Consider the following 24,920-nt stretch of genomic DNA (forward strand, 5'->3'; position numbering starts at 1 on the left):
ATTTTTTATAATTTAAAGATGCAATCCATAAGCATCCATTTTTCTCCTTCTTTAGCTTCCGGAAGTGCTTGTTGATAATCCCACATTAAGGTTTCCCATTTCTGAACCACTTCATTATTTGCATCCATTTCTGCTTTCATTTCTAATGTAAAACTCTCATTAGTATCTAAAATCATGAATAATCTATTCTGAACGAGATAAATTTCAGCAGACTCGATTCCTGAAGCTTTAATACTTTCTAAAATTTCTGGCCACACCTTTTTATGATATGTTTTATAAGCTTCAATTAAATGTGCTTCATTTTTTAGATCTAATGCGAAACAAAATCTCTTCATCTTATTCTAAGTTTAAAATTAAAGTTTCCGAACGCTTAAGCTCTCTTCCAGTATTCGCAAATCCCCACAACTCAAATTGTATGTTTACCTTAATAAAAGGAAGCAACACGCTTCGTGATTTAATAGGGGATTTAAGAATACTTTTCATTAGTTAGTCTTGTTTGTAAGACACTTGGTTGGTTAACTATTGTTTGTTTGATACTCTTATTTAATTCTATTTTTTATTATTAACCAAGATTTTTTTCTCTAGTTTCTTATTCACTTAATTGATATACTTTAAAATTATCTACAGTCATATGATTTTTAACCGTTCTAAATCCGAAATATCCTGAAGTATATGGATTAGCATCTTTAAAATCTACTAACAGCACATCGTTTCTATAGTACTGAATTGTACCACCGTGTGCTATTATTTTAATATGATAAGGTGTATTAGGCTCCAACATGAATTTTTTATCACTTAAGTCGTTTTCTGGTAATAAAGGACGTTCACCATTACCTACATAACGTCTAAAACGAGTTGTTTTATTATCGTTTCCACCAACACCCATATAATATAATTTTAAACTATCGTAATTCGAAAACTTTCCGCCACGTGATTCTGAATTTGCAAATAAGTTTGAAGGATTTTTAGGATCTGTAGCCATCCAGAAACAATTTAAATCGGATACACGATCGTTTGGACCGTTCTCTTGAATTAAAAACACATCGTATTCTATTTGTATAGCCCCTTCAAAAGCGGTTGTTAACCAAACGGTACAACCAGAAACATCGTCTATTACTAACTTACTATCTTTAACTTCTACAGTTCCTCCTGTAACCTGTTCTACTTTCCAATGTGATAAATCCGAATCAAAATTGTCTTCAAAAATCAACTCTGCTTTCACTTCTTTATCTTTTATATTAACCGATTTTGTTTTACTTACGCAAGATGTAAATAGTAATGCTACAGTTAATACCATAACACCAGTTACTAATCTTCTATAATTTTGAAACATTCTCATAATATGTCTTTTTAATTAACTTGTTTTATCAAAACCAAACTCCAAGGTGTGATCTCTTGATTAATTTTTAATACTCCATTTTTATCGGCTTTTACATAATCCGTTTTCATGGTATTTGCATAAGCTTTCATGATTTTAATTTGCTCACGTGTTGGTGGTTCTGGTTTTCCCATCGCTTCCCAAAAATTGTGAATATTACCATGATCTTTATCTAAAATCTCAATTTCGAAAACGGTTCCTGCGTCTAAACCTTTCAATGAAAAATCTAATTTTTTATTCGTCCCTTCTTCTCTTTTATTACTACCAGAAGGCACTGCATTTTCATATTCTTTAGGGTAATTGTATGCCAAAGCAACAATCTTATCATCTTTAGATTTTTTACTTACAAACAGATAATCATCTTTATATAATTGTTCGTCTCCTAATTCGTGAAGCATGCGATATGCATGATACGATGGTTTCTCTAAACCTTGATAATTAATCATACCAAAACCACCATGAAAGATACTTGAAGCTCCTCCTTTTTCTTCAAAAACATCTGTAAAGGTCCAAAATGCTAAAGAATTTGCTAACCCAATACAATCTAAATTAGATTTTACAATATAAGCTGCAGCTGGTAATCTGTCGTGCATAGCATCTCTACTACTCGGACTTGTATTCCATTCTGTTAAGTGTATTTCTGCATCAGGATACGCACTATTTTTTACAACTTTATTTAACCATTCTAAGTCTATTTTTAAAGATTTTGCAAAACGTGTTAAACCTCTACCTTTTCCTGTTTCTGGATTAAAAGCATAATCTGTTGGATATGGATGACAACTAATAAAATCTACCGGTAAGTTTTCTTTTTTACAATATTTCAAGAAATCTTCTATCCAAACACCTTTCCACTCTAAAGTATTAATATCGTCTACGTTAAATACAGCTTCAGATACCTTATCGTTTATCACTTCTCCTTCAAAACGTGCATCTGGCACATAATTACTTGTAGAAGGTCCTCCTATTTTAAGACGTTTATCTACAGATTTTACTGCAATTGCAGATTGCTTATACATTTCAAAATACTGAGACTTTGTTCCGTCCCAAAATAATTGATATAAATTAGGTTCATTCCAAACCTCGAAATACCAAGTTAACACTTCTTCAATCCCATAACGATCTACACAATGTTGCGTAAACGCTTTTACTAAATTATGCCATTCAGTAAAATCATTTCCTTTTGGTGTAATATTCGCTTTCCACCAAAATACTGTTTTAGAATTTTCTGCAGCCATTGGTGATGGCAAAAAGGCTAACTCTACAAACGGCTTTACGTTCATGTCTAGTAATCTATCAAAAACATCGTCTATATATTGCCAATTGTAAACGGTTTTTCCTTTTTCTATAAATACAGGAAACATATCGTCGTGAAAAATCCCATGAAAACGCACATACTCAAATCCGCATTCTTCCTGAACTTGTTGCATTTGTTCTAACCAACCTGCTCTTAAAGCTTCATTTGCACGACCAGCACCTACCATTTTACTCCAATAATGATCGAATTTTTCACCATCATTATTTACGTTAACCTCTATGTTTTTTTGAGCATTTAAATTCCATCCAAAACACATGGAAAACATTATAATTACAAAAAGGTAATATGTTGTTGTTTTTTTCATTTCACTAGAATTTATTTATTTAAGACAATTGTGTTTATAGATGTAGCAGCAACCGTTACTCCAAAAGATTCTGTACCTATTTTAAAGTTTAAAGTTTGTGTTGTTGGTTCAGGATTATTAACCAATACCATAACACGACCATCTTTTAACAGAAAAGCTAAATGATGATTTCCTGAAGATGATTTTAAATAATGATCTCCTGGTTGTACAAAATGCGACACGTGTTTAAACAAATAAAACTCGTCTGTATAAGTTACTTTCTTGGTGTTTTTATCTATAACCACCATAGAATTTTGTGGCCATCCCCAAGCACTACTTCCGGTTTCATCTAAAACCATATTCCAATACATATAAGAACCTGCTCCATTATTAAAGTAATGCACAAGATCTTTCCAAGAACGCTGTACTGAAGTCCAATCGTTTTCATGCTCTCCACACTTATTCTCTGTTTGCATTAACTTCATGTCTGGAAATGTTTCGTGTACTGTTGGAATGGCTTTAGCACCTCCCCATTGAAACCCTACTCCTTTAATGTAATTTGCTTCTTTTTTATCTTCTAAAATAGTTTTCACATAATCGGGATCTCCAGAATTTACTGTACCTAACCATATTTCGGTATCTAGATTATCGCTCTCGAATTGTGGCCCAAGAAAGCCATTAATAAAGTAAGCCATATCTTCTGGTCTCCATGTACAACTTGGCCAATTTGGTTGAAAAGCAATCTCGTTTTGAGGCATAATTGCAAACAAAGGCACACCTGCTTTTTTATACGCTTGAACAAATTTTGAGAAGTATAAAGCATATGCTTTTAAATACCCTTCTTGCATTTTAAATGCTGTTGCGTTATTTTTAATTTCAGCACCCGGATTCATTTTATTACCAGCTTTGGCATTTTCAAAATCTCCACTTCTCATAGCGTAATGCTCATTAACTTTCATCCATGCCGGAGGAGACCAAGGTGATGCCCAAATTTGTAAATCTGGATTTACTTTTAATGCTTCTTTTATATATGGTATTAAAATATAGCGATCTCGATCTATATTAAAGTCTCGCATTTCGAAATCTTCTGCAACATCGTTACTTGAATAGTAGCTTAATGCATAATCTGAAGCGCCTAGAGGAATTCTACACATAGAGAAATTCAGACCTTCTTCAGAAAATAAATCGTTAAACACTTGTTGAGAAGCTGCTTTAGGTAAAGCATTCAATGCGTCCCATCCTAATTCGTTGAATGCACCTCCAATACCATCAATTTCTTGTAGCACACTGTCTGTGTACACCACAATATCTGCAGTTACGTTGTCCTTGTTCTTTTTCAGAAAACGTTTAGGAGTTTCCCATCTGCTTGATGCTGTGGTTGAAATTAAATCTACATCTTGAGCATAAAGTCCTCCAAATACAAAAAGTGTAGCTGCACAGACAACTGGTTTAAGAGTAAATTTGAAAGTTCTTTTAGAGTATATCATTTTAATAAGTAATTAATTTATTATTTTTCTGTTGAAAACACTGCTGCAGGCAATCCTTCCTTGTTATATAAGTTTGCGCCTTCAGGATATCCCGACCATGCATAACGCACAGCTGTAGGATGTTTAACGCCTTTACCCCAAACTTCGATAGTGTTATTCGACTTAATTTTAGCTTTAGCTGATTTCCATCTACCATCTGCCCCCTTTATTTCGAACCATTTTAAAGGCTCTTTTACTTCAACAGTAGCATCTAATAGGTTTTTATGACCTACCATTAAACCAGAACCGACTTCATTAAATGCAACCTCAACTTTTTTGCCTTTTACAGTCATCGATTCATATAATGGTCCGCTTACTGCATCTACTTTAATATTATAATCGTTTTGTAATGCCCAAAGTGCCAATCGTTTTCCTGCATCCATTTTGTTATGCGGATGAATGTCTTTGGCTTCACCTATATCGTACAACACCGCCATACCTGTATTAGGCACTTTTAAAGTGCGTCTTAACTGATTGTTTACTGAAGCCCAACCTTTATCTGCTTCATCATTTGCACGTTCGCATCCTGCTAATTGTGCATAATAAAACGGAAAATCACCCTGATTCCATTCTGTTCTCCAACTGTTAATCATCGCGGTTAAATAGTATTCGTAGTCGTCCGTCATAAACAGCGCATTACTCTCACCTTGATACCAGATCGCACCTTTAATTTTATAAGGCACTATACTTGAAATCATACTATTATGAAGTGTTGCAGGTAACTGCATATCGTTTTTAGGATTGATTGTTGGTCTAGGTGCTCTTCCTTTTTTTCCATTAGCTTCCCAAACCTTCATTTTATTCTGATAGGCCGTATCGACATAATCTTCAGCTTCCATTTTTTCAATGTTTACTTTCGATTTTTGTCTGCTGGCTTCAAAATAATCAACCATATTTTCATCTTCTAAATAGGTCGCTTCCGAAATCCATGGTTGCACACGCGTACCACCCCAAGAACACTCTAATAAGCCTATTGGAATATTAACATGTTTACGTAATTCTTTAGCGAAGAAATAACCTGTAGCCGTAATCTTACCAATCTGATCTGGGTTTACAGCTCTCCAAGAATCTTCAAAGTCCGTTTTCTTATCATATAAGGAAGTTGATTGAGGGACTTCGATATGACGAATCCAATCGTCGTTTGCAGTAGCAACTTCATTTCTGATATATTCAACAAGCGGTTGATATTGTGGTTCTCTTGAATCTCCTATGAATTTAGACATATCGAAATCCATATTAGACTGTCCAGTACATAACCAAACATCGCCAGAAAGCACATCGTTTATCTCTATTCTATTTTTTGAAAATACCGTAATTTTATAAGGCCCTCCTGCTTCTGGAGTTTCAAGATCTGCACGCCAAGTACCATCTGTATCTGTGATGACTTGAGCCGATGCTCCCCAACTTGTTTCTATGGTAATTATTTCGTTGGCATCTGCCCAACCCCAAATAGGAATTACAGTTTCGCGTTGTATAACCATATGGTCAGAAAAAATAGTATGTAGTTTTACATCGGCTAAAACAGTCTGCGGAAAACTCAAAAAGAGTACCACCAATAGTAACCAACATGTTTTTAAATTATATGTTCTATACTGTATTTTCATCGTATCGAAAAGTGCTTCGTTTTTTTGTTTGAAATTGATATTAGATCATAACCGTTTTTGTTAAAAAACAGTGGTCTAGTTTCCTATTGTAATATTATGACTTCATTCTTAAAAACGATATAAATTATAATTCTTTGACTATAACTTATAACTCATTTTAGTTATACTAGAGAGTTAAGCCCTTTATTTACGGATGATTTTTATTAATAGTCTTTGAAAATTGATTTTTAGTAGTTCTATTTTTTTTTAGAAACCCCATTATTAATAATCCTTAATAGGAAGATGAAATTTATCTTTAAACTATATAACAACACGTCTTAAATTAATTAACAGAAGTACTTTTATACAGAATTAAAGTCATTATATCGCTAAAGGATGATGTAATAACGTTTGACTATTTAATCGACTAATAAGTTTCCACTTTTTAATAAAAAAACAGTCTTAAAAAGCAGTCTTTTTTTTAAGCTAATTTTTAATTTGATTGCAACAATTACAACTCTAAACATCTTGTAATTTTGATACCAGATGAACATTATTAACCAAGTTCATCAGGACATTATTAATCAAAAACATTAAAATTATGAATACGTACACAGATAAAATTGGAAACAAATTAAATGATTTATTAGAGAAAACGTATGATGCCGAAAAAGGCTTTTCTAAAGCTGCAGAAAACGTCAAAGAAACACCTCTTAAAAATTACTTGAAAGGAAATCTCAAGAACGTTTAACATTTGGACATGAGTTAAAACAAGAACTAACAGCCTACGGTCAAAACATTGATAAAGGCGGAAGTATAACTGGTCAAGCACACAGAACATGGATGGATATTAAATCGGCTTTCGCTACAAATAACGAAGATGCCATGCTGGAAGAAGCCATTCGTGGAGAAAAAGCTTCTGTAGAAGAATATCAGGATATTATTAATGAAACGGAACTACCGTTAAGTACAAAAACCATTTTAGAATCTCAGAAACACACCATAGAAAGTGGCTTAGATAAAATTAAAACAGTGTCTGATATTAGATCATAAACGCGTTAAAAACAAGATTAAAGCAATCAGAAAAAACGTTTATAAATATTAATCGACCTTAGCTCTTATAAAAACTAAGGTCGATTTTTTTCATTCTAATAATACTTCATTTTTAAGTTACAGAATTCAAAACTAAATATATCCTGTTCTTAGTAAGAGTAATAACATTAGTTCTTAATTAACTTTTTAGTCGATAAAACACCATTGTTATTTAAACGTACAAAATAAACCCCACTATTAAACTGACTTACGTCTATGGTTTGCTCGTTATTTTCTATTTGCTTTTGAAGCACTAACTTTCCCATAACATTATAAATAGTCATACTTGCTCCTGCAGCTCTAGAAATAATAAACTCATGCGTTGCTGGATTCGGGTATAATGCTACTGTAATATTATTAGTTTGAACACCTAAAGACTCATTATAATATTCTATTACTAATTGAGGTGGTAAATTATCTTCAAATTCTTTACTATACCAATCTATCCCAATACCACTATTAGCGGGATCTTTTATAGCCATTGAAATTATTTTATCGGTATTATATTCTTGAGCCACATAAGAAGATGCATCCCACTCACTCCAAGTAGATGGAATGGTAGTTACTCTAGAGCGTTCATTTTCGTAATTTGGTTTATTATTCCATGTAATTTCAGATTCTACCCAACTATCATCTGCAACATCATAAACTACACGGATATCTTCGTATTTTGTGCGTTGATACATTCTTAATTTTGCAGAAACAATTGGTCCTGGCACTGTACTTAAATCAAATTTTAAATACACATAACGTGCATCTACTTTAGTTACCATACTTGTAACATCTCCAAAGTTATCATTTGCTTTACTTTCATGTACGTAAGCATCTGCATCAACAATTAAATCAAGAGTACCTCCTATTTGGTTTACAACATTTAATTCTTGTGTTACTTCTGGAGCAGGATTAAATGCATCATCGCCTTCTTGAATTGCTGAAATTGTAGTAACTCCAACACCTACAAGATGAACTTTACCATCTACAATTGTAGCTACAGACTCATTAGAACTTGTATAACTTACAGCCAAATCTGAACTTGAAGTTGCCATAGGATCGAAATCTTCACTTCCTAAAACCTTATAAGGCAAAGTAAAAAATTGAATCTCTTGATCTTCTTTAACAATACCTGTTTGGGCGATTGTAAAGTTATCTAATTTAAAAGCCTCTGATGTACCACCAAATGTAATTTTTAAACTTTGAACGCCTTTATTTAACAAGATATCATCTGCTATTTTAAAGGATACCCAATCTGAATCTTCTGTAGCATATGGTACTACAATGTCTTCTGTTTTATCTTGACCAGCAAAAGTTAATTTTATTGTACCATCAGCCTGACTTGCTACATAATTTATAGAAAAACTATACAGACCTGTTTCTGGAACCGTAATAGTATAAGTTAACCATTCTCCAGACTCAATGCCTGTAATATTATAGTTATCGTCACCCAATTCTTCTATATCAACACCATCAAAGGTTCTATAGGCTCCTCCAGTATTTGTCGCACTTAAATCATGATACACTCTACCTTCTCCGTTTTTAATAGGATCGTAATCAAAATTTTCGGCTTCAATAAGGTTTGAAATATCATGTATCGCATACATAGGTAAACCTAAACCATCAAAACCAGTTATAGGATCTCCATAACATAACACTGGTCTTCGTGCCGTTAAAGCCCCCCAACCTAAAGCATCGTTAGTCCATCCAGCAGCTTCATAACTAGATAATTCAATGGCTTTATCTCTAGCTCGAGTAATCCATTTTACGTCATCTTCTGTTTTAAAACCACGCCCATAATAATGTGCTACCGGCATTTCAAAAACAGGACGAATACCTGGAAAATCACCTATTCCAACAGGACTAATAGCTTTAGAATACCAGCGACCTGTTCTATCAAATCCTTCTTTAAATTCTCCAGAACTTACAGATGGTTCCCATGGTGTTGACTGATCGTCGTAGGTCTGTATAGCAGACACATTATACTTCATGTTATATTCTAGCCCTAGTAATAATCTATCGTTTGTAAAACCATAAAGATCATCACCTTGATTCCATGCCATTTCTGCCATAGACGTTAATAGACCTATACCAAACATGGTATGTTGTTGATCGCGTGAACTTTCTTGACATTGACCGTTATCTGATATATAGTTAGTCATGACTTCATTATAACCATAATCTTCGACATCGTAACCTCTAGTTATACTATAAGTATCTGCATAATCTCCTGTCGCTGTAATAGCATCACTTGTATTTGGACCTGCAGGGTATGCTAAATCATCTGACCGATGTGGTAATCCTTTAACATATCTAAGAGCACGGTCGTACATGATTTCATTATCTAAAAATATACCCATTGCCATTACCGTTCTCCATCCTGATAGGCCTTGATTTCCATGACGAACTGGATCTCCGATATACGATTTCCAATAAAATGTAGCATTATTTCTAATATCATCAGGTACCGTTGTATTAGAATATCCTGGATATACCAACATATCTTTAAACGCTTGAATATCGCTTTCTGACCAACCAGAATACGTACTTTTAATAATTTCAGCAGCTTCAACCATAATGTGGGCTATACCTCCACTTAAAGATTCGGTTCCACCACTGGTTACTGAAGTTAAATTAGACCATGCTTTAAAAATTTCGATAGCTTTATCTGCATGTCTGCTATCTCCTTCTATATACCATCTAAGGGCATTATAATAAGCTGCACGAATATCGCTATTCCATGCTCCATAATTCACCCCTGAATCTCTTCCTAATTCAGTAAAACTTTCATCTCCTTGTACAACATAATCGTAACTAGATTTTGTATCGGAAATCATTTCTTGGTAAGATGTATACCAAGGATCTACCTGAGTTTCAACCATATATTTCATACGGTCTAAATCTGATTGTTTGTGAGTTATTCCTGGGTGCACAAATTGGGCTTGAACAGTATATATCCCTAAAAACAAAAGGAGTATACAACTGATTTTTTTCTTAAATAAAGATGGATTGGTAATGTCCATTCTAGTAAAGTTTTTTCTCATAAAATTAAAAGTTAGATTGTTTGATAAATAAATGACCTACATGTATTGCAAGACATTATGTTTTTAATAAAAGGCATCATATGTATTACAAAACACGATGCCTTTTATTCTTATATTCATGCTAATACAGGCATGTTTTAATTCTTAATAAATTTAAATGTATTATTCTGAGTTCCTTGTAGACTAATAAGGTACATGCCTTTAGACAAATCACTTACATTAAGTTCTACTTTTCTTAAACCAGATTGGAGAACTTCTTCTTTAATTACTTTGCCCGTAATATCTATAATTGTGTATTGGTAGTAATCTGCAGTAGGCATTTCAATTGTAAGTACATCATTAACTGGGTTTGGATAAAAACGGATAGTATTACCTATAATATCAAACTCTTCATTCGATAAAGAATCTGCCTCATCTAATACAAATTCTATCCAGTTAATATTCCACCCTCCAGAAGTGGCATATAACCGAATTACATGACTACCAGATGATAATTTTACCATAGTACTTAATGTTGTATATTGTTGCCAGTCTCCTGTTGCATCAATACTTGTATTACCTTGAGATACACCATCGACTAGAACCTGTACGTAACCTCCTCCACTTCTACTGGCAACACGGTAATTCAAAATATAAGTACCAGAGTTAATAATATCAATATTATATTCCATCCAATCGTCATCATTTATAAAACCAACATTTTCTCCGCCACCTACATCTTCTGTTGTTTCTACTTCTATACCACTCATTGCACTATAATCTTCCGCCTGAATAAAAACAGTCTCTTCAGGATCTGCTTCCACTAGTGATACCGTAAAATTATTTAATTTGAAAGCATCGTCTGAGCCACCGAATAAAACTTTTAGAACCTTTACCCCTTTAGATAATCTAACATTACTTGCAACATTAAAGTTTTTCCAATCTGTTAATCCTGTTGAATTTGGCAAACCAAAAGGTACCGATACATTTGATGTGATATCTGTTCCATCTAAATTAAATTTTACGGTTCCATTACCATTAGCGGCAGCATAATTTATATCTATATCATAAGTACCATTTAATGACACATCAACGGTAAATAAAATCCATTCTTCATTTTTAATACTTGTAATATTATATCCACCACCTGATAGCAATTCGATATCTACATTTTCATCAGTACGATATTGACCACCTTCATTAGTATTAGTAAGATCATTGTATGTTTTATCTTGACCATTAGAATCCAAAAAATCAAAATTCTCTGCTTCTATAGTCATAGGTAATACATTCATATTATATTCTGGCAAACCATTTAAATCAAGTCCACTTATGGGTTCTCCAGGATTTTCATCTACAGTAAGACACAGTGTTCCTGCTCCTGGATGATCGTCATTGTATGTTTCTGGTTGACCGTAATCTTCATGTGTTATAACTTCTTTGGTGTAAGGGTGCAACTTACCTGCACGTGTGAACAGTGTTGATGCCATGACATATATAGGTGAAAAATCGCCACGACCATCGGCACTAATAAAACCATTATTCATCCAGCTATGTGTTTGATTACATGGATTAGGTACATTATCTGTCCAAGACACATCATTGAAAAGATTGTATTTAGCCGTGTACTCCATTCCAGCAACAAGTCTATCATTTTCATAGCTTACCAAATCTACGCCCTGATTCCATGCAATAAGAGCTGGTTCTACCAAATGGGCTATACCTCCTTGGGTATGCCCCTGATCTCTCTCACTTTCAAAACATTGTCCCTCATCATTTATAATATATTGCGTAACGCCAGCACATCCATCAGTAGTATTAGTAAAACCAAATTTATAGGCATCAACAGCATCATTAAACATGGTCATGTTATCACAAAAAATTGCCATAGACATATTACCGGCTAAACACGAGGTTCCCCAGTTCATTGACCGGCTTGGACCGGTACTGGTAATAGGGTAAATTACGTTTTGAAACCAATTTTGTGCTTCAATAATTTTGGATGAAGACCAACCTGCTTCACCATTAAACCCCCAAGCAAGAATTTCGGCAGCATTGGCCATTTTGTTTGAGCCAATACCTTCTCTAAGTGGAGAATTAGTAGTATTAAATTCTGTAACGGTACTTGCCCAAGCATCAATAATATTAATTCCGGCAGTTGCATAAGCTTTATTACCTGATGCAACCCATTTTATAGCCAAAATATAGGCTGCATGCCCTTGTCTTTGAATAGCATTACTATCTGTAATATTAGACGATACAGTTGCTGTATAAGTCTCATCTATATTATCATTTTCCAATTCAAGCCAAGCACTATACCATGGTTCTTCTTGTGCTGCGACCTTGTTTCTAATAAGTGTTAAATCGTCTTCCACTAACCAACCTCCTGGATGCGTTAACTGCGCATAAGAACTTGTTAGGTTTAAAAGTAAGACAAGTATAAAAACAAGACTAATCTTAATATTTTTTACCATCTTTTTTGTTTTTTTATTGATTATTATTCGTTTAATTAATACTTGTAGATAATTCAAAATTTAATCTTCTTAAAAAATTAAATCAACCTTTCTTCTTAATAAGGAATAAACGCCACTCATGAAAAGTTTATTAAATCAAGCTAAAATCTTAAAATTTCTTGCAGACGTATACCTTTAAAATTTTAGATAATGTTTACCGCGACTGCTATTGAATCAATAGTCAATAGTTTTGTCTGAGCTTAAAAGTTAGATTATTTGACAAATAAATGACCTACATGTATTTCAAGACATTATGTTTTTAATAAAAGGCATCATACTTATTACAAAACAAGATGCCTTTTATTCTTATATTCATACGAATGCAAGCATGTTTTAATTCTTAATAAATTTGAATGTTTTATTCTGAGCCCCTTGTAGATTAATAAGGTACATACCTTTGGCTAGTTTTTTTACATTAAGATCTAATTGCTGAACACCGTTTGCGATAGTTCCCATTCTTGTTACGCGTCCACTAATATCTAAAATGGTATATGTTTCAAATTGAGAAGCCGGTATTTTAATGGTTAATTTATCTGATGTTGGATTCGGGTAAAACTTAAAACCATCTTTAATATTATCGTTTATTGATAGTGTTGTACTTGGTAAGGCATAGATAGCCTCTGTATTTAAATTTGTTCCAGTAACATCTGTTACTTTTAACCAGTACCAATATTCTGTATCATTTTCTACGCTATTATCTGTGAATGTTGTTCCTGTTAAACCATTAGAAATTAATTTACGCCCACTAGCATTATCGTCTGTATCTCTAAAAAGCCCTACGTTCTGAACATTTATATCTTGAATATCCCAATTTAATGTTACATATCCATCACCAGGTTGTGTAGATAAAACAATTAGCGGATTCAATGCTTTTGCTATAGCACTTACTGGTTCAGAATTGGTACTTACTCCAGAAACATCTGTAGCTTTTACCCAATACCAATATTCTACACCTGTTTCAGCGGTTGTATCTGTATACGAATCGCCTTCAACATTATTCGCAATTGAAACACGTCCGCTTGGATCTGAATCCGTATCTCTAAATATATCTTGATCGCCTAATGTAATATCTTTTAATTCCCATTGTAGTAAGACTGAATTATCTCCTGAATATGCCTGTAAAGTCACACTTGGGTCTGGCACTGCTGGTGTCGCATTAGCAACATTAGAATCTGTACTTTCTCCAGAAACATCGGTTGCTTTTATCCAATAAAAATACTCAGTCCCATTTTCGGCTGTATCATCTGTATACGTATTTCCTTCAACGTTATTTGCAATTGAAACACGTCCGTCTGGATCTGAATCAGTATCTCTAAACACATCCTGATCGCCTAAAGTAATCCCGTTCATTTCCCAATTTAAAACTACTTCACTATTTCCTTTTGTTGCAGAAAGCGTTATTACCGGATCTACATTTACAGCCGTTGTAGTTGCTGCATTAGAATTATAGGTGTTTGAAACATCATCGGTTACTTTTATCCAATACCAGTAAGTTACTCCGTTTTCGGCTGTAGTATCTGTAAAATCTAATCCAGTAACTTTACTTTGTATTAAAGTACGCCCACTAGGATCTGAGTCTGTATCTCTAAATACATCTTGTCTTGTTGGGGTAATGTTTTTTAATCCCCAATTTAAATAAATCATATCGTCTCCAGGTACAGCAGACAAGCCTACACTTGGTGCATCATCGTAAACACAATTGATAGTATCATCTGAAATATTACCAGACTGGGTTACAGAACTTGGTAAACTATAATCGGTTTCATTACCATGAGAATTATTATCATATACAATTCCTGTAACACCATTTACTCCAGAAATTCCAGCTTTAACATTATTAGAAACACAATTTCTTTTAATATCGATGTTAGTTGTTGGCACACCTTCTGAATTTGCTAAAATTCCAACATCTCCATTATCTTTAACAATACAATCGTACACTAAATACCCATCTGTATTTGCTGCACGAATTCCTCTGAAGTAATTTCCAGACATTTCACAATTGTAAACTTTAATATCTTCACTATATGAAATATTAATTCCGTTTGCCGAGGTTGAATTTAAAAACTGACTATCTCTAACCTCTGCACCATACACACGACGTAAGTACATATTATGTGCATAGCCCTCTTTACCTGCTGTTCCATTTCTTTCGAACAGACAATCTTGAACCAATAAATTTTTAGCTCCTTTTATATGTACACCCCAACCGGTTTCGAAACAATGCACGTTAATAATTGTAATATTTTCATGATCTACACCTTGCGATGTAATTTGAATACCACCTCCATTAATTGCGTTTGTTCCTTGAATGGCTAAATTTTGTATGGTTAAATTCACTAAGCCCTCATCATCTGCAATAATCATGTTCATGTTTACTGTGGTTTGTAGTAAACTTTCCCAATTTCCTTCACCTTGAAGCGTTATGTTACTTTTCATACGAACAGGTGTCGTAATAACATGTGTCCCTTTGGCCAACGTAACAATACCACCACCACTAGCAGCGACATTGTCTATAGCTGTTTGTATACTTTCTCCAGGTGCAACTGTCTGGTCTGTTGCCCATAATGTTGTTGATAAAAAAGTTAAGCAAACTAAAAACAGTAGCTGCTTAAAGGCGTAATAGTTCTTCATAATAGTAGTTTAATAGTGGTTTAATAGTGGTTTAAATTAGTCTTAAAACATTTTGTAAGTTCAAGACTACAATGTCAATTAAAACAAGTAACCTTCTGAAATAGAAGACTTATCCTATTGTAATATTATTATAATATGAGAAGAATGTATATGAATTATAGTTCTTTGAATATCACATATAAGTCATTTTAAAAAATTAAGCCTTTTTATTTCTGTATTACCCTTTACATTTCTTTATTTACTATTTAAATTAAAAATTAATCATATAAAAAAAGCAGTAAATCGTATAGACAAAAGATAAACTGCTTTTTTTTAAATAATATATTATAAACTTAATCTCTACCCTAGTACTTATCTAATTTTAGGAGTTTCATTTCTTTTTTCAACACCAACATTTGGGCCTCCAAATTTTTATCGAGCTTAACTTTTATTACTTTAAGACTCATCTATTAATATTAAATTATAGAAAAATGGGATTCTAAAACACGTTCAGAATCCCATAAATTTTAATTTTAAAATAATTCTTATTTAATCAATTTGTGGTTGATTCCACAATCTATACGGATCGTCATGAGCGATCATTTGTTCTAATAATAAAGCTTCCATTTCTGCTAATTTATCAGCATATTTGGGATTGTTTGCTAAATTAGTTTCCATTTCGCCAGATTTATGATGTTCTGGAAGGTATTCGTTTGGATTTTCTGCCAAGTTAAAAAGTTGAGTTTCTCTAACAGCACCATCCATAACATCGTACTTAATTAATTTCCAATCGCCTTTTTTAACCGCACGCATGCCTGGCTTAGTACCTCCGGCATATACGCCATACATAACGTCTCTAACTACTTCTGTTTCTCCTTTTAATACAGGAACGACACTTTTGCCTTCAACAGTTTCAGGAATATCTATTCCTGCTAAATCGCATAATGTTGGTAATACATCTAATAAATACATATTTCCTTGTACGCGTTTTCCTGTATCTAATCCAGGGCCCTTAACTATAAAAGGGACACGCCATGTGTGCTCATATAAATTTTGTTTGCCTTGAAAACCATGTCTACCAATTGCAATACCATGATCGGATGTATAGATAATATAAGTATTGTCTATTTCTCCAGTCTCTTCTAATTTCTTCAATACTTTACCTAATTGAATATCTATATTTTCTGAACATGCAAACTCACGCCCCATTTCATTTCTAATGGTATTCTCATCTCTATTTTTCCACACGCCACTTACACGTTCTTCATCTCTTAAATCTGGATGCCCATGAAAAAATGGATGCTTCTCTAGGTAATTTTCTGGAAGTGCTGGCTGTTTATCATTTAACGGTGGCAGACTGTTTTTATCCTTATGATTAATTGCTCCATATTTTTCTAACAATTCTGGTGTTCCATTACGGGTATCATGCGGATGAGAAAATCCGAAATAGATAAAAAATGGATCTTCTTCTTTAGCTTGTTCTCTATTATTTAAATAAGTTAATACTTGTTTGGCATGCCATGCACTTCCGCTTTCTTCTGTACCACCACGTTTGGTAGCATCATGAACTTCGGTAAATTGTCTGTTGGCACCTGGATAAGAATTTCCTTTTTTACAAGTACGCATAGTTTTATAACCTGCTCTGTTAAAAATGGCACCAATTGTTTGATCGTCTATAGGATTTGGAAGCGTATCTAACTGAAATTCTGCACTTGGAGGTAAATGCCATAACGTTCTCCCGCTCATAATCATATGTCTAGAAGGTGTACATACAGCTCCATTCATAGACCCCATATGTCTGGCTTGTTCAAATACAATACCGTCATCTGCCAATTTACTAATGTTTGGTGTTTCTAAGATTGATTTTGCATTATAAACTTGCAAATCTAGAGGTGACTGATCGTCTACTAATACAAATAGAAAATTTGGTCGTTTTTGTACTGTTTCTTTCTCTGTCTGTTGCTTATTTTCTGTTTTACAACTGGACAACGTTGTTATTAAAACAAGCCCTAAAATTTTAAATAATTTCATTTGATTCATTTTATTTATTTTATTTCTAATTTTTTGTCTTATATATTAAGTTGCACTATTTATGTATAAAATAAATTTTATTTACCTTTAAATAATTCAACGGTACGTTTAAGCAATATACATCCAGTGCTAAAAGGTTAAAGCGTGATACATTTTTTAACTATTAAAACAAATACATTAATGCCAAGTAATTTTAGATTTTTTTGTATCTGTATTTACCCAAACACTCGCGTGTTCAAATTCACGAGTAAAAATCCATCCATCAGGAGTTTCTCTTTTAAATTCTCCTTTAGGACTTCCTAATGGTTTTTGTAAAGCAGGGTAATCTACTAGATTTCCATCGTCTAAATTCCATCCCCAATTCCATTGAAAATACGAATATGGCTGAGCTCCGATAAGGAAACAGGCTTGAAAATATTCTAACTGATCTTTAGACCGTTGTTCCATCCCTTCTGTGTCGGTAGCTCCAATAGTAATATCCGTTTTCTTTTTCCCTTTTGCTCCGAAACGGTAAATTGATATTTTGCCATCTTTCGCAATTCTAGCCATATCCTTCCATTCTTCCAGTAGATTTTCTTTATTGGTAACACTACTATTGTAGTGTTCAAAGAAAAAGGCATCACAATGCGGATAGACCTCCTCGGTTTTAGCCGCATTATTACCTACTAATATTTTATCTGGTCCCATTTGTTTTTTAAGCTCAGCCATCATTTCACCTTTAGCTTTTGCTATTTCGGCAATCTGATTGTTAGGATAATCTGAATTTAATCCTACATTCATTCGATCGATAAAAATACCATCGGCTCCCGAAATCTCGATACCTTTTACAGCCGACTCGACCCACCATTTTCTAAAATCAGGATTTAAAGCATCAAAATAGTACGAAAAACTAGGTTTAGTTTTTACTCTTAATTTTTCAGTTTTCGGATCAACAAATAAAAATTTTTCTAATTCTGGATTTTTGGCAATACCTTCTGGCGTAAATTCTTGATTAAATCGCGGGTAAGGCCATGCCAAATATGAATTATAATAAAACAATACTTTGGTCTCTGGTTTTATCTTATGAAACGCTTCCACTTCATGCTTTGTCCCTAAAACCTGATCACCAAGTTCATTATAAGCATGCGATTTTTCAATACAGATGAAATCGGTACGATCGGATATAAATTTAACCTCATCCGGTTTTAATACACGGTCTATATCTCCAAAATGGTAGTACATGGGCGTCGCGTCCCAGCTAAATTCTGGATAAAATAATTTTGCATTAGATGCCGTGTCTTCACTCACTTTTTTATTGGTTGATTTCTTTTGCTTACACGAATATAATCCTATGATTAGCAAGCAAATGACACCGAAAGCACTTCTTCTAGATATGTTCATTTTTTTTGGTTTTAAATTTTATTCTATCGATTTAACTACTCCTAATTTATTACAATCGTGATTTTAATTCCCTCCTAACTTCCTCGGCAGTTGGGTCCTTTGCTAGTATTACCCCATTTTCATCAATAAGAAACATGCCGCCACCGCTGCCATCGACATTATATTTTTGCCAAATCTTATTTTGTCTATCGAGTTCCACTAAATTTAACCATTCCCATTGTTCTTTTTCTAAAAATTCAACTAGTCTGTCGGTATTTTTAAATTCTCCAGCAACGCCTATTATGGTAAATCCTTTGTCTTTAAACTCTTCATATAGAGGAACCATCGTTCTGCTTTTCGCTATACAAGGCCCACACCAAGTAGCCCATAAATCTAATAATGCCATTTTTCCATCAATTTTATCAGAAAGTTTAATTTCATTTCCATTTAAGTCAGGTGCAGAAAAATCCGTATATTTTTTTCCGACTTTAATGTTCTCTATTGCATTTGTTAAGTTTGAGGCCAATTTGTTGTATGGATGATTAGGGTTTGCTTTTGAAAGTATTTGAAGATTTTTTTTAGCCATATTAATATCCATATTCTCTTTATTGTACATAAGATCTTTTATAAAAAATGAATAGGATACAATAGAAGGATTATGTTCTATGTAGTCTTGCTGAAATATTTTTTGCTCTTCGTAAATTGGTTTTAATTTACTTTCTATTATTTCTGCTTTTGGACTTAAATGTTGATTGGCTTCTTTTAAATCTCCAAGTTTTTCATAAATAATAATTTTTTCATCGTGGCTTTTAGTTTTTCTTAATTCTGCATATAGTAATTTTGCTTTATCACTATGATATTGGTCATTTTCATATAGTAAACGTTTACTATCTTGTAATGGTTTTAGTCTTGAGTTGAATCTATTGTCGTAATTTTCTTTGTATTCTTTATATTCAGAATTTAGCTTGCCACCTATAACTTGGTTTTTGTCAAACTCCTCTTCAGAGTATATAGTTAGATCAATTTTTTCATTGTTCAAAAATAAAGGCATATATCTACCTCCTTCATTTTTTGCTTTTCCCAAGAACAATTCAACAGATTCTGGAAAATCTAACTTTGTTTTATAATAGAATTTTCCATCTGTAACGGGTATTTCAATTATTGAATCAGAATCAAAATACTGACCAGCTTTAACTAATAGAATGGATTTAGCATCTCCCCCTATTACTGTTCCGTTAATTCCAAGGCTTTGATCGGTTTTAGACGTACAGTTCCATAAGACTATGATACTTAGAAACAAGATTAAATTTTTGGTGATTTTCATTTTTGTTATGGGTTTGGTCTTGGATTTTGGAATTTATATTTTGGGATTTCACGTTCTAATCCAACTCCACCTCACGGAAATCACCAACACCAAATGCCTTCTCCGAGCTGCCCTTAGTTATACTTACAGCCACGTCATTATCCAACCACAGTTGGCCCTTTTTAAATTCTAAAACTACATTTCCTATCGCATTAGCTGAGATAGTATAATCTTTAGCTTTAATCGTTTTACCCTTACCAACAAAAACAATCCAGTCTCCATTTTTTTCGGTTCCTATTAGTGTATATGTCGCATCGGTTTGCATGTCTTTATAGCTTACCAAATTATGATTAGCAGATGAAAACACCACATCTTTACGTCCTGATTTATGAGATACATGTAATCCAACAAATTCAGTATTGCCATTCGCATCTTCAAAACTTGAAATATTGGCAATGCTCTTCCCTTTAGCTGACGTAAACGGTTCGAAAACCGATACAAATGGGTGTTCCCAAGCGGCACCATGTTGTCTCGCAGTAAGCGTTAAATATGGCGATTTATCTGCTTCATATGGTAAGCCTTTATTACCTTTAAATGCTTTTACCGGAGGTGCTTTTATAGAGAACACTTCGCGTCCTTCAGCACCTTTCATCCAAACATTCATAAATACGTCTGACTTACCTTCTTCCATATCAATTTTCCATTCGGCTTGATAGTCGTCATCCAATGTTATCGATTTTTTATCCCACATATAATCTAAGGCATACAAATGTCCGCCAGCAAATCCCATTTCATCACTAGAAGTTAAGGCTAAAGGTTTTCCGTTGGCATCCATAATCGACATAGTTTGACCTAAATTATGATAAAAATAATCGTGGAATTTATCGCCTCCTTTTTGTTTTTTAGAACGGAATACATCTATATAATATCCTGTTTCTGCTCCCGTTTTTACAATACTCACCAAACGCGTTTGATCACTCTGAGTTTCTGGCTCTAGGAAATACACATCGGAATACGTGATATCTTTATAATAGCCTGTTTTTTGTTCTGCTTTTGGATACTCTCCATTTAAGTCGAATGCATGATAACTCATCATCTCTGTATAAGATGATACGCCATCTACCATTACGGTATTGTGCGCCGGAAATTGCGAATAATATTCTAAATAAATCGGTTGTAAATAGCCGGCACCTTTTCCTGGATCTGCACCTTGTACAAGCCCTTTTCCATACAACTCCATGTTAATTCCATTGGCATGCATATGGTTTCCTAAAGAACCGTTTAATGAAACCATCATCCCATCGGTTCCGGTTCCCATACGCTGTACATGCCAGCTGACGTTAGGCGCATAAAACGTTTGTGTTATATAATCTGCTGCATCTGCTGTCTCGTATTTCGGATTCAGTTCTAAAGGTTTATTAGCAAAGAATGAACTCATTTCTGCTCTTGGTTTTCTCGCCTTACCGCTCTTTGTTTCTGGCGTAAACAATTTATAAAGCCCTGTAAATTCTTCTTCTAAAGGTTTATCATTTGTTTTCTGAGCGATACGAATCATATCTTCAAAAGCGTCTGTACTTAATTGCCCGTAATAACTATCTCCAAAGGCTACTGTTTGTCCGTTAGGAAATAAATATTGTGGTAACATTTTAACCGCTTTGCCCATCACTGGTGTATATGGTAAAATATTATGGTCGAACGTATGATTAAAATCTTCTATAAAATGTGTTAAATCTTTAGTCACACCTATAGAATAGCCCGGACATTCTGCCCAAACTCCGGTTTCCATATCATACCCAAAATCCATAAATTTATGAAGAGACCATTGGCGTGCAGAAGTTTGATTTAAAATATAATCGATATAATACTCACGCCCTTTACTATCTCTATAGTTTTTATTATCCTGTAACACCATAGCTGCCTTTAAAATGGTTTTAGCTTGATGTAAATTCCAGTTGTTTTGAGGCACTCCATTTTTAATGATTAAGTCCGTCCATTTCTTTATCGTTGCATCGTAAACTTCAATTTTATCAGGATGATTGTTTTCTATATAGGTATGAAGAAAATCGTATAGCTCTGATACCGTAATTAACGTGTTTTCGTGAATCACTTGGAAGCACGTTAAACCTACCAAAGTCTGAATATGACCGTTTAATAAATCTATAGGCTCATTTCTATAGTACATCCCAGTCATATAGGTATCGAAGATATCAAATGCAAATTTTGCATATGCCTCCTCTTCTTCCAACCAATATACAAAAGCTGCATCGCGTGCATAACTCACTAATTTCTCATTGTGTTTGTGAATAATCCCTCCAGTTGCAGATTGCTCTACCCATTCTAAAGGTTTGCCTTCTTTTGTTTTATTTCTAAGATACAGTCCGCGTTCGTCATCCATATACGGCAATATGTCTTCCAAGTCTGGCATTACATAATTGGTCGTGTAATCTCGAGCTCCTGTATAACGCACGGTTGGAACAGGCGCTTCACCATCGGCATGCGAATAATACACACCATCAATATATACATTAGTCGATTTTGTTTTCCAATACATCATTAAACGCGATACCATCCATTCCGGATCTGTTTCGTGACGTGTTACATGGGTATCAATACGTTCGTGAATACCAGCAAGTACATCTTGTGCCCAATCTTCTTTTTTAATGGTCTTTTCTAAACCTTTTTTCTCGGATTGGGTAATGTATAATCTTGGATAGCCTTGCTCGAATTCGTTTGGCAAAGGAATCGTGTTGTCGTTCTGAGCATGTAATCCTGCCGAAAGCATGCAAAGCCCCAAAGCTAATAGCCCACTTTTAATATCTTTTAAATTGATGTATTTATAGGTTGTAAACATGGTAATTGTTTAATTAGTTTGTTTAGTTATAATTTGTTTGTTGCTGTTTTATAGCGGCGTATAAATCACGCGTATTTTACCCGTTTTAGCTTTTGAATTTGCTTGAATACCGATACGATACGCTGGAGCTCCTTCGCGTAAATGCTCTACTGGTACTAATACATCTTTTATAGACACCTTAAACCCTTCACTTTCAATTTCTGCTTTTACTTTCTGATGGTCTGATGTTAAAATAACGGTATGATCATCTACGACTTCGTAATCGTTTAACGTCATAATAGCGATTCCGAATTCAACGGATTCAGAGGCTACAAAATAATCTTCAATAGTAATGGTTCCGTTCCCTGATTTATCATTAACCATGGTACGTTCTAAAGTTTGTAGCATCGGTAATTCGTAAGCTGGTTTAATATCTACCACGACGCGATCTTTAGTATCACTAAATTCTGTCTCCTTAAAAACACCTTTAAACTCCTTACCGTTAGATTGTAATGTATTATTTATTAAAGGCACCGGATGTCCCCAAGAACTACGTGCTTTATTATTAGGCGAAAAAGAACCGGCACGGTACGATGGCGCACCAATATCTCCAGACATAATATCTGAACCTAAAACCAAGGTATATGTTCCGACATCACTATGATTATGATTTTCGGCATTGTGTCCCGCTTTTAAAGCTATTGAAAATGGATTATCTTGTTTTCCTCTGGAAATAATCATTCCAAAATCATTATAAAATGTATGATTTGGTAATTCTGTAACTACAGGGTTTTCTTGAACTTTAAAAAGATCTGGATCGTTCCAAGCGACTAACTGTTCTGCAGCCTCTTCCATTCTAATTTCGTTAGGCACAACGGCACCATAATGTTTCGCTGATAATACATTTGCAAAATTACTTCCTGAACTTGAAATAGACGATACACCATCTGCAAATGGAGCACATCTGCCTTCTTGAATTTCGAAATTCTCAGGAAAGTTTCCTACATTTCTCAATTTTTCTGGATTATTGAATTTAAACAAATCGATATGTCCGTCTGAATAATCGTAAATAATTTGAGCTAAATATAAATAGTGACCAAAACCATATCCCCAATAGCCTAAACCTTCGGAACAATAACCATCGTCCCCAAAACCACTTAAATAATATGCCATACTATTTATGGCAGCTCCAACTGCAGCTATACGTTTTTCATAATTATCTGAATTTGTAATGATGGCTAAAATCGCACCACTTGTACACACAGAATTCCAATTACTGGTACTTTTAATCCATGTGTTATTTTCGTCTAAAAATGCTGTGCTTTTTAAATATGTATCCGTAATACGTCTTTGTATATTAGTATTGATTTGATTGCGTAGATCTTGAGGTAATTTATCTTCTAAAAGTGATTCTGTTAACGCTAATACCGATCCGAATTTACGAGCTCCTAAATCTATAGAGACACGTCTCCCTTCTAAAATGCCATTATTTTTATCGTCGTGATTAGGATGTACCCAAGATTTCATGGCTATAATAGAATCTGAAAACGTTTCTATTTGAGGTAAAAAACGGCCTTTGTTCTCGATACATTCTGCTAGCACAAAATGTTCCAATTTATCCATTGTACGATAATATCTTGGCTTATAAATACCTCTATTTCCGTCTTTATTGGCCAAACGATAAATACTATCTGTAATTGGCACTTCTGGTTTACTATCTAACAAACCGTTTGCCTTTTCTAAATATGTCTTTCCAGATGTAGATGCTGCAACCTTGTTCCAATATTCACGATCTGTTATTTTTGGAGCGGGCTGAAAATGATCTTCAGGCATTGCTTTTTTAAGCAACTCCATTTGCTTTGGTGTCGGATATAAAGTATCTGAATTACCTAAATCTAGATAATCTTGAATATTTAAAGTTTCAAGTTTTTTCTCAGAAGGTGTTTCACATGAAGTCGCAAAAACCAACATTGATACCAAGAATAGTAAAATAGATTGGAATGATATTTTTTTTAAGGTCATAATATAGAAGTTAAGTCATCTGCCGTTAAAAAAATAAACAGCATGAATACCATATATT

The 24,920-nt window shown here is 33.9% G+C and carries 13 protein-coding genes and 1 pseudogene; 1 reads left to right on the forward strand and 13 read right to left on the reverse strand.

The genetic code is table 11. The features are described from left to right. Positions 1–5 precede the first annotated feature (5 nt). From GQR95_RS14905 to GQR95_RS14925, 5 genes are all read right to left on the reverse strand, one after another. Positions 6–335: an L-rhamnose mutarotase gene (locus GQR95_RS14905; protein ID WP_159023897.1), complete on the reverse strand. Its 330-nt coding sequence runs from the start codon at positions 333–335 to the stop codon at positions 6–8. 254 nt (positions 336–589) lie between these two features. Continuing rightward, positions 590–1,339 (reverse strand): DUF6250 domain-containing protein, encoded by a 750-nt coding sequence (locus GQR95_RS14910; RefSeq protein WP_159023898.1) that lies wholly within the window; start codon positions 1,337–1,339, stop codon positions 590–592. Positions 1,340–1,350: 11 nt separating this feature from the next. After that, positions 1,351–2,997: a glycoside hydrolase gene (locus GQR95_RS14915; RefSeq protein WP_159023899.1), complete on the reverse strand. Its 1,647-nt coding sequence runs from the start codon at positions 2,995–2,997 to the stop codon at positions 1,351–1,353. An 11-nt stretch (positions 2,998–3,008) separates the two neighbouring features. Continuing rightward, on the reverse strand, positions 3,009–4,463 hold the full coding sequence (locus tag GQR95_RS14920) for a glycosyl hydrolase family 30 (RefSeq protein WP_159023900.1): 1,455 nt from the start codon (positions 4,461–4,463) through the stop codon (positions 3,009–3,011). 20 nt (positions 4,464–4,483) lie between these two features. Further along, positions 4,484–6,106 (reverse strand): sialate O-acetylesterase, encoded by a 1,623-nt coding sequence (locus GQR95_RS14925; RefSeq protein WP_159023901.1) that lies wholly within the window; start codon positions 6,104–6,106, stop codon positions 4,484–4,486. Positions 6,107–6,686: 580 nt separating this feature from the next. Here GQR95_RS14925 and GQR95_RS14930 point away from each other — a divergent pair. Then, positions 6,687–7,138, forward strand: a pseudogene (locus tag GQR95_RS14930) (PA2169 family four-helix-bundle protein). A gap of 167 nt (positions 7,139–7,305) precedes the next feature. Here GQR95_RS14930 and GQR95_RS14935 read toward each other — a convergent pair. From GQR95_RS14935 to GQR95_RS14970, 8 genes are all read right to left on the reverse strand, one after another. Beyond that, positions 7,306–10,212, reverse strand: coding sequence for a DNRLRE domain-containing protein (locus GQR95_RS14935; protein WP_159023902.1), 2,907 nt, complete (start codon positions 10,210–10,212; stop codon positions 7,306–7,308). A gap of 137 nt (positions 10,213–10,349) precedes the next feature. Continuing rightward, entirely contained in the window at positions 10,350–12,665 is a 2,316-nt protein-coding gene (locus tag GQR95_RS14940; RefSeq protein WP_159023903.1) for a carbohydrate-binding protein, read from the reverse strand. Positions 12,666–13,037: 372 nt separating this feature from the next. Continuing rightward, positions 13,038–15,338, reverse strand: a complete 2,301-nt coding sequence (locus GQR95_RS14945; protein WP_159023904.1) for a right-handed parallel beta-helix repeat-containing protein — start codon at positions 15,336–15,338, stop codon at positions 13,038–13,040. Positions 15,339–15,866: 528 nt separating this feature from the next. Next, positions 15,867–17,348, reverse strand: coding sequence for a sulfatase-like hydrolase/transferase (locus GQR95_RS14950; protein WP_159023905.1), 1,482 nt, complete (start codon positions 17,346–17,348; stop codon positions 15,867–15,869). A 177-nt stretch (positions 17,349–17,525) separates the two neighbouring features. After that, positions 17,526–18,728: a putative glycoside hydrolase family 15 protein gene (locus GQR95_RS14955; protein ID WP_159023906.1), complete on the reverse strand. Its 1,203-nt coding sequence runs from the start codon at positions 18,726–18,728 to the stop codon at positions 17,526–17,528. Positions 18,729–18,777: 49 nt separating this feature from the next. Then, on the reverse strand, positions 18,778–20,031 hold the full coding sequence (locus GQR95_RS14960; protein WP_159023907.1) for a TlpA family protein disulfide reductase: 1,254 nt from the start codon (positions 20,029–20,031) through the stop codon (positions 18,778–18,780). Positions 20,032–20,086: 55 nt separating this feature from the next. After that, complete coding sequence (locus GQR95_RS14965; RefSeq protein ID WP_159023908.1) at positions 20,087–22,861, reverse strand: heparinase II/III family protein; 2,775 nt, start codon at positions 22,859–22,861, stop codon at positions 20,087–20,089. Positions 22,862–22,909: 48 nt separating this feature from the next. Beyond that, a complete protein-coding gene (locus GQR95_RS14970) occupies positions 22,910–24,862 on the reverse strand; it encodes a heparinase II/III family protein (protein WP_159023909.1) in 1,953 nt (650 codons plus the stop codon). Between the last annotated feature and the right edge of the window lie 58 nt (positions 24,863–24,920).

The sequence above is a fragment of the Formosa sp. L2A11 genome, assembly GCF_009796865.1.
Taxonomy (GTDB): domain Bacteria; phylum Bacteroidota; class Bacteroidia; order Flavobacteriales; family Flavobacteriaceae; genus Formosa.

Coding starts and splice junctions, on each gene's coding strand:
- GQR95_RS14970 (WP_159023909.1), bottom strand. CDS start 24,862: ATGACCTTAAAAAAAATATCATTCCAATCTATTTTACTATTCTTGGTA.
- GQR95_RS14965 (WP_159023908.1), bottom strand. CDS start 22,861: ATGTTTACAACCTATAAATACATCAATTTAAAAGATATTAAAAGTGGG.
- GQR95_RS14945 (WP_159023904.1), bottom strand. CDS start 15,338: ATGAAGAACTATTACGCCTTTAAGCAGCTACTGTTTTTAGTTTGCTTA.
- GQR95_RS14960 (WP_159023907.1), bottom strand. CDS start 20,031: ATGAAAATCACCAAAAATTTAATCTTGTTTCTAAGTATCATAGTCTTA.
- GQR95_RS14905 (WP_159023897.1), bottom strand. CDS start 335: ATGAAGAGATTTTGTTTCGCATTAGATCTAAAAAATGAAGCACATTTA.
- GQR95_RS14940 (WP_159023903.1), bottom strand. CDS start 12,665: ATGGTAAAAAATATTAAGATTAGTCTTGTTTTTATACTTGTCTTACTT.
- GQR95_RS14920 (WP_159023900.1), bottom strand. CDS start 4,463: ATGATATACTCTAAAAGAACTTTCAAATTTACTCTTAAACCAGTTGTC.
- GQR95_RS14955 (WP_159023906.1), bottom strand. CDS start 18,728: ATGAACATATCTAGAAGAAGTGCTTTCGGTGTCATTTGCTTGCTAATC.
- GQR95_RS14935 (WP_159023902.1), bottom strand. CDS start 10,212: ATGAGAAAAAACTTTACTAGAATGGACATTACCAATCCATCTTTATTT.
- GQR95_RS14910 (WP_159023898.1), bottom strand. CDS start 1,339: ATGAGAATGTTTCAAAATTATAGAAGATTAGTAACTGGTGTTATGGTA.
- GQR95_RS14915 (WP_159023899.1), bottom strand. CDS start 2,997: ATGAAAAAAACAACAACATATTACCTTTTTGTAATTATAATGTTTTCC.
- GQR95_RS14950 (WP_159023905.1), bottom strand. CDS start 17,348: ATGAAATTATTTAAAATTTTAGGGCTTGTTTTAATAACAACGTTGTCC.
- GQR95_RS14925 (WP_159023901.1), bottom strand. CDS start 6,106: ATGAAAATACAGTATAGAACATATAATTTAAAAACATGTTGGTTACTA.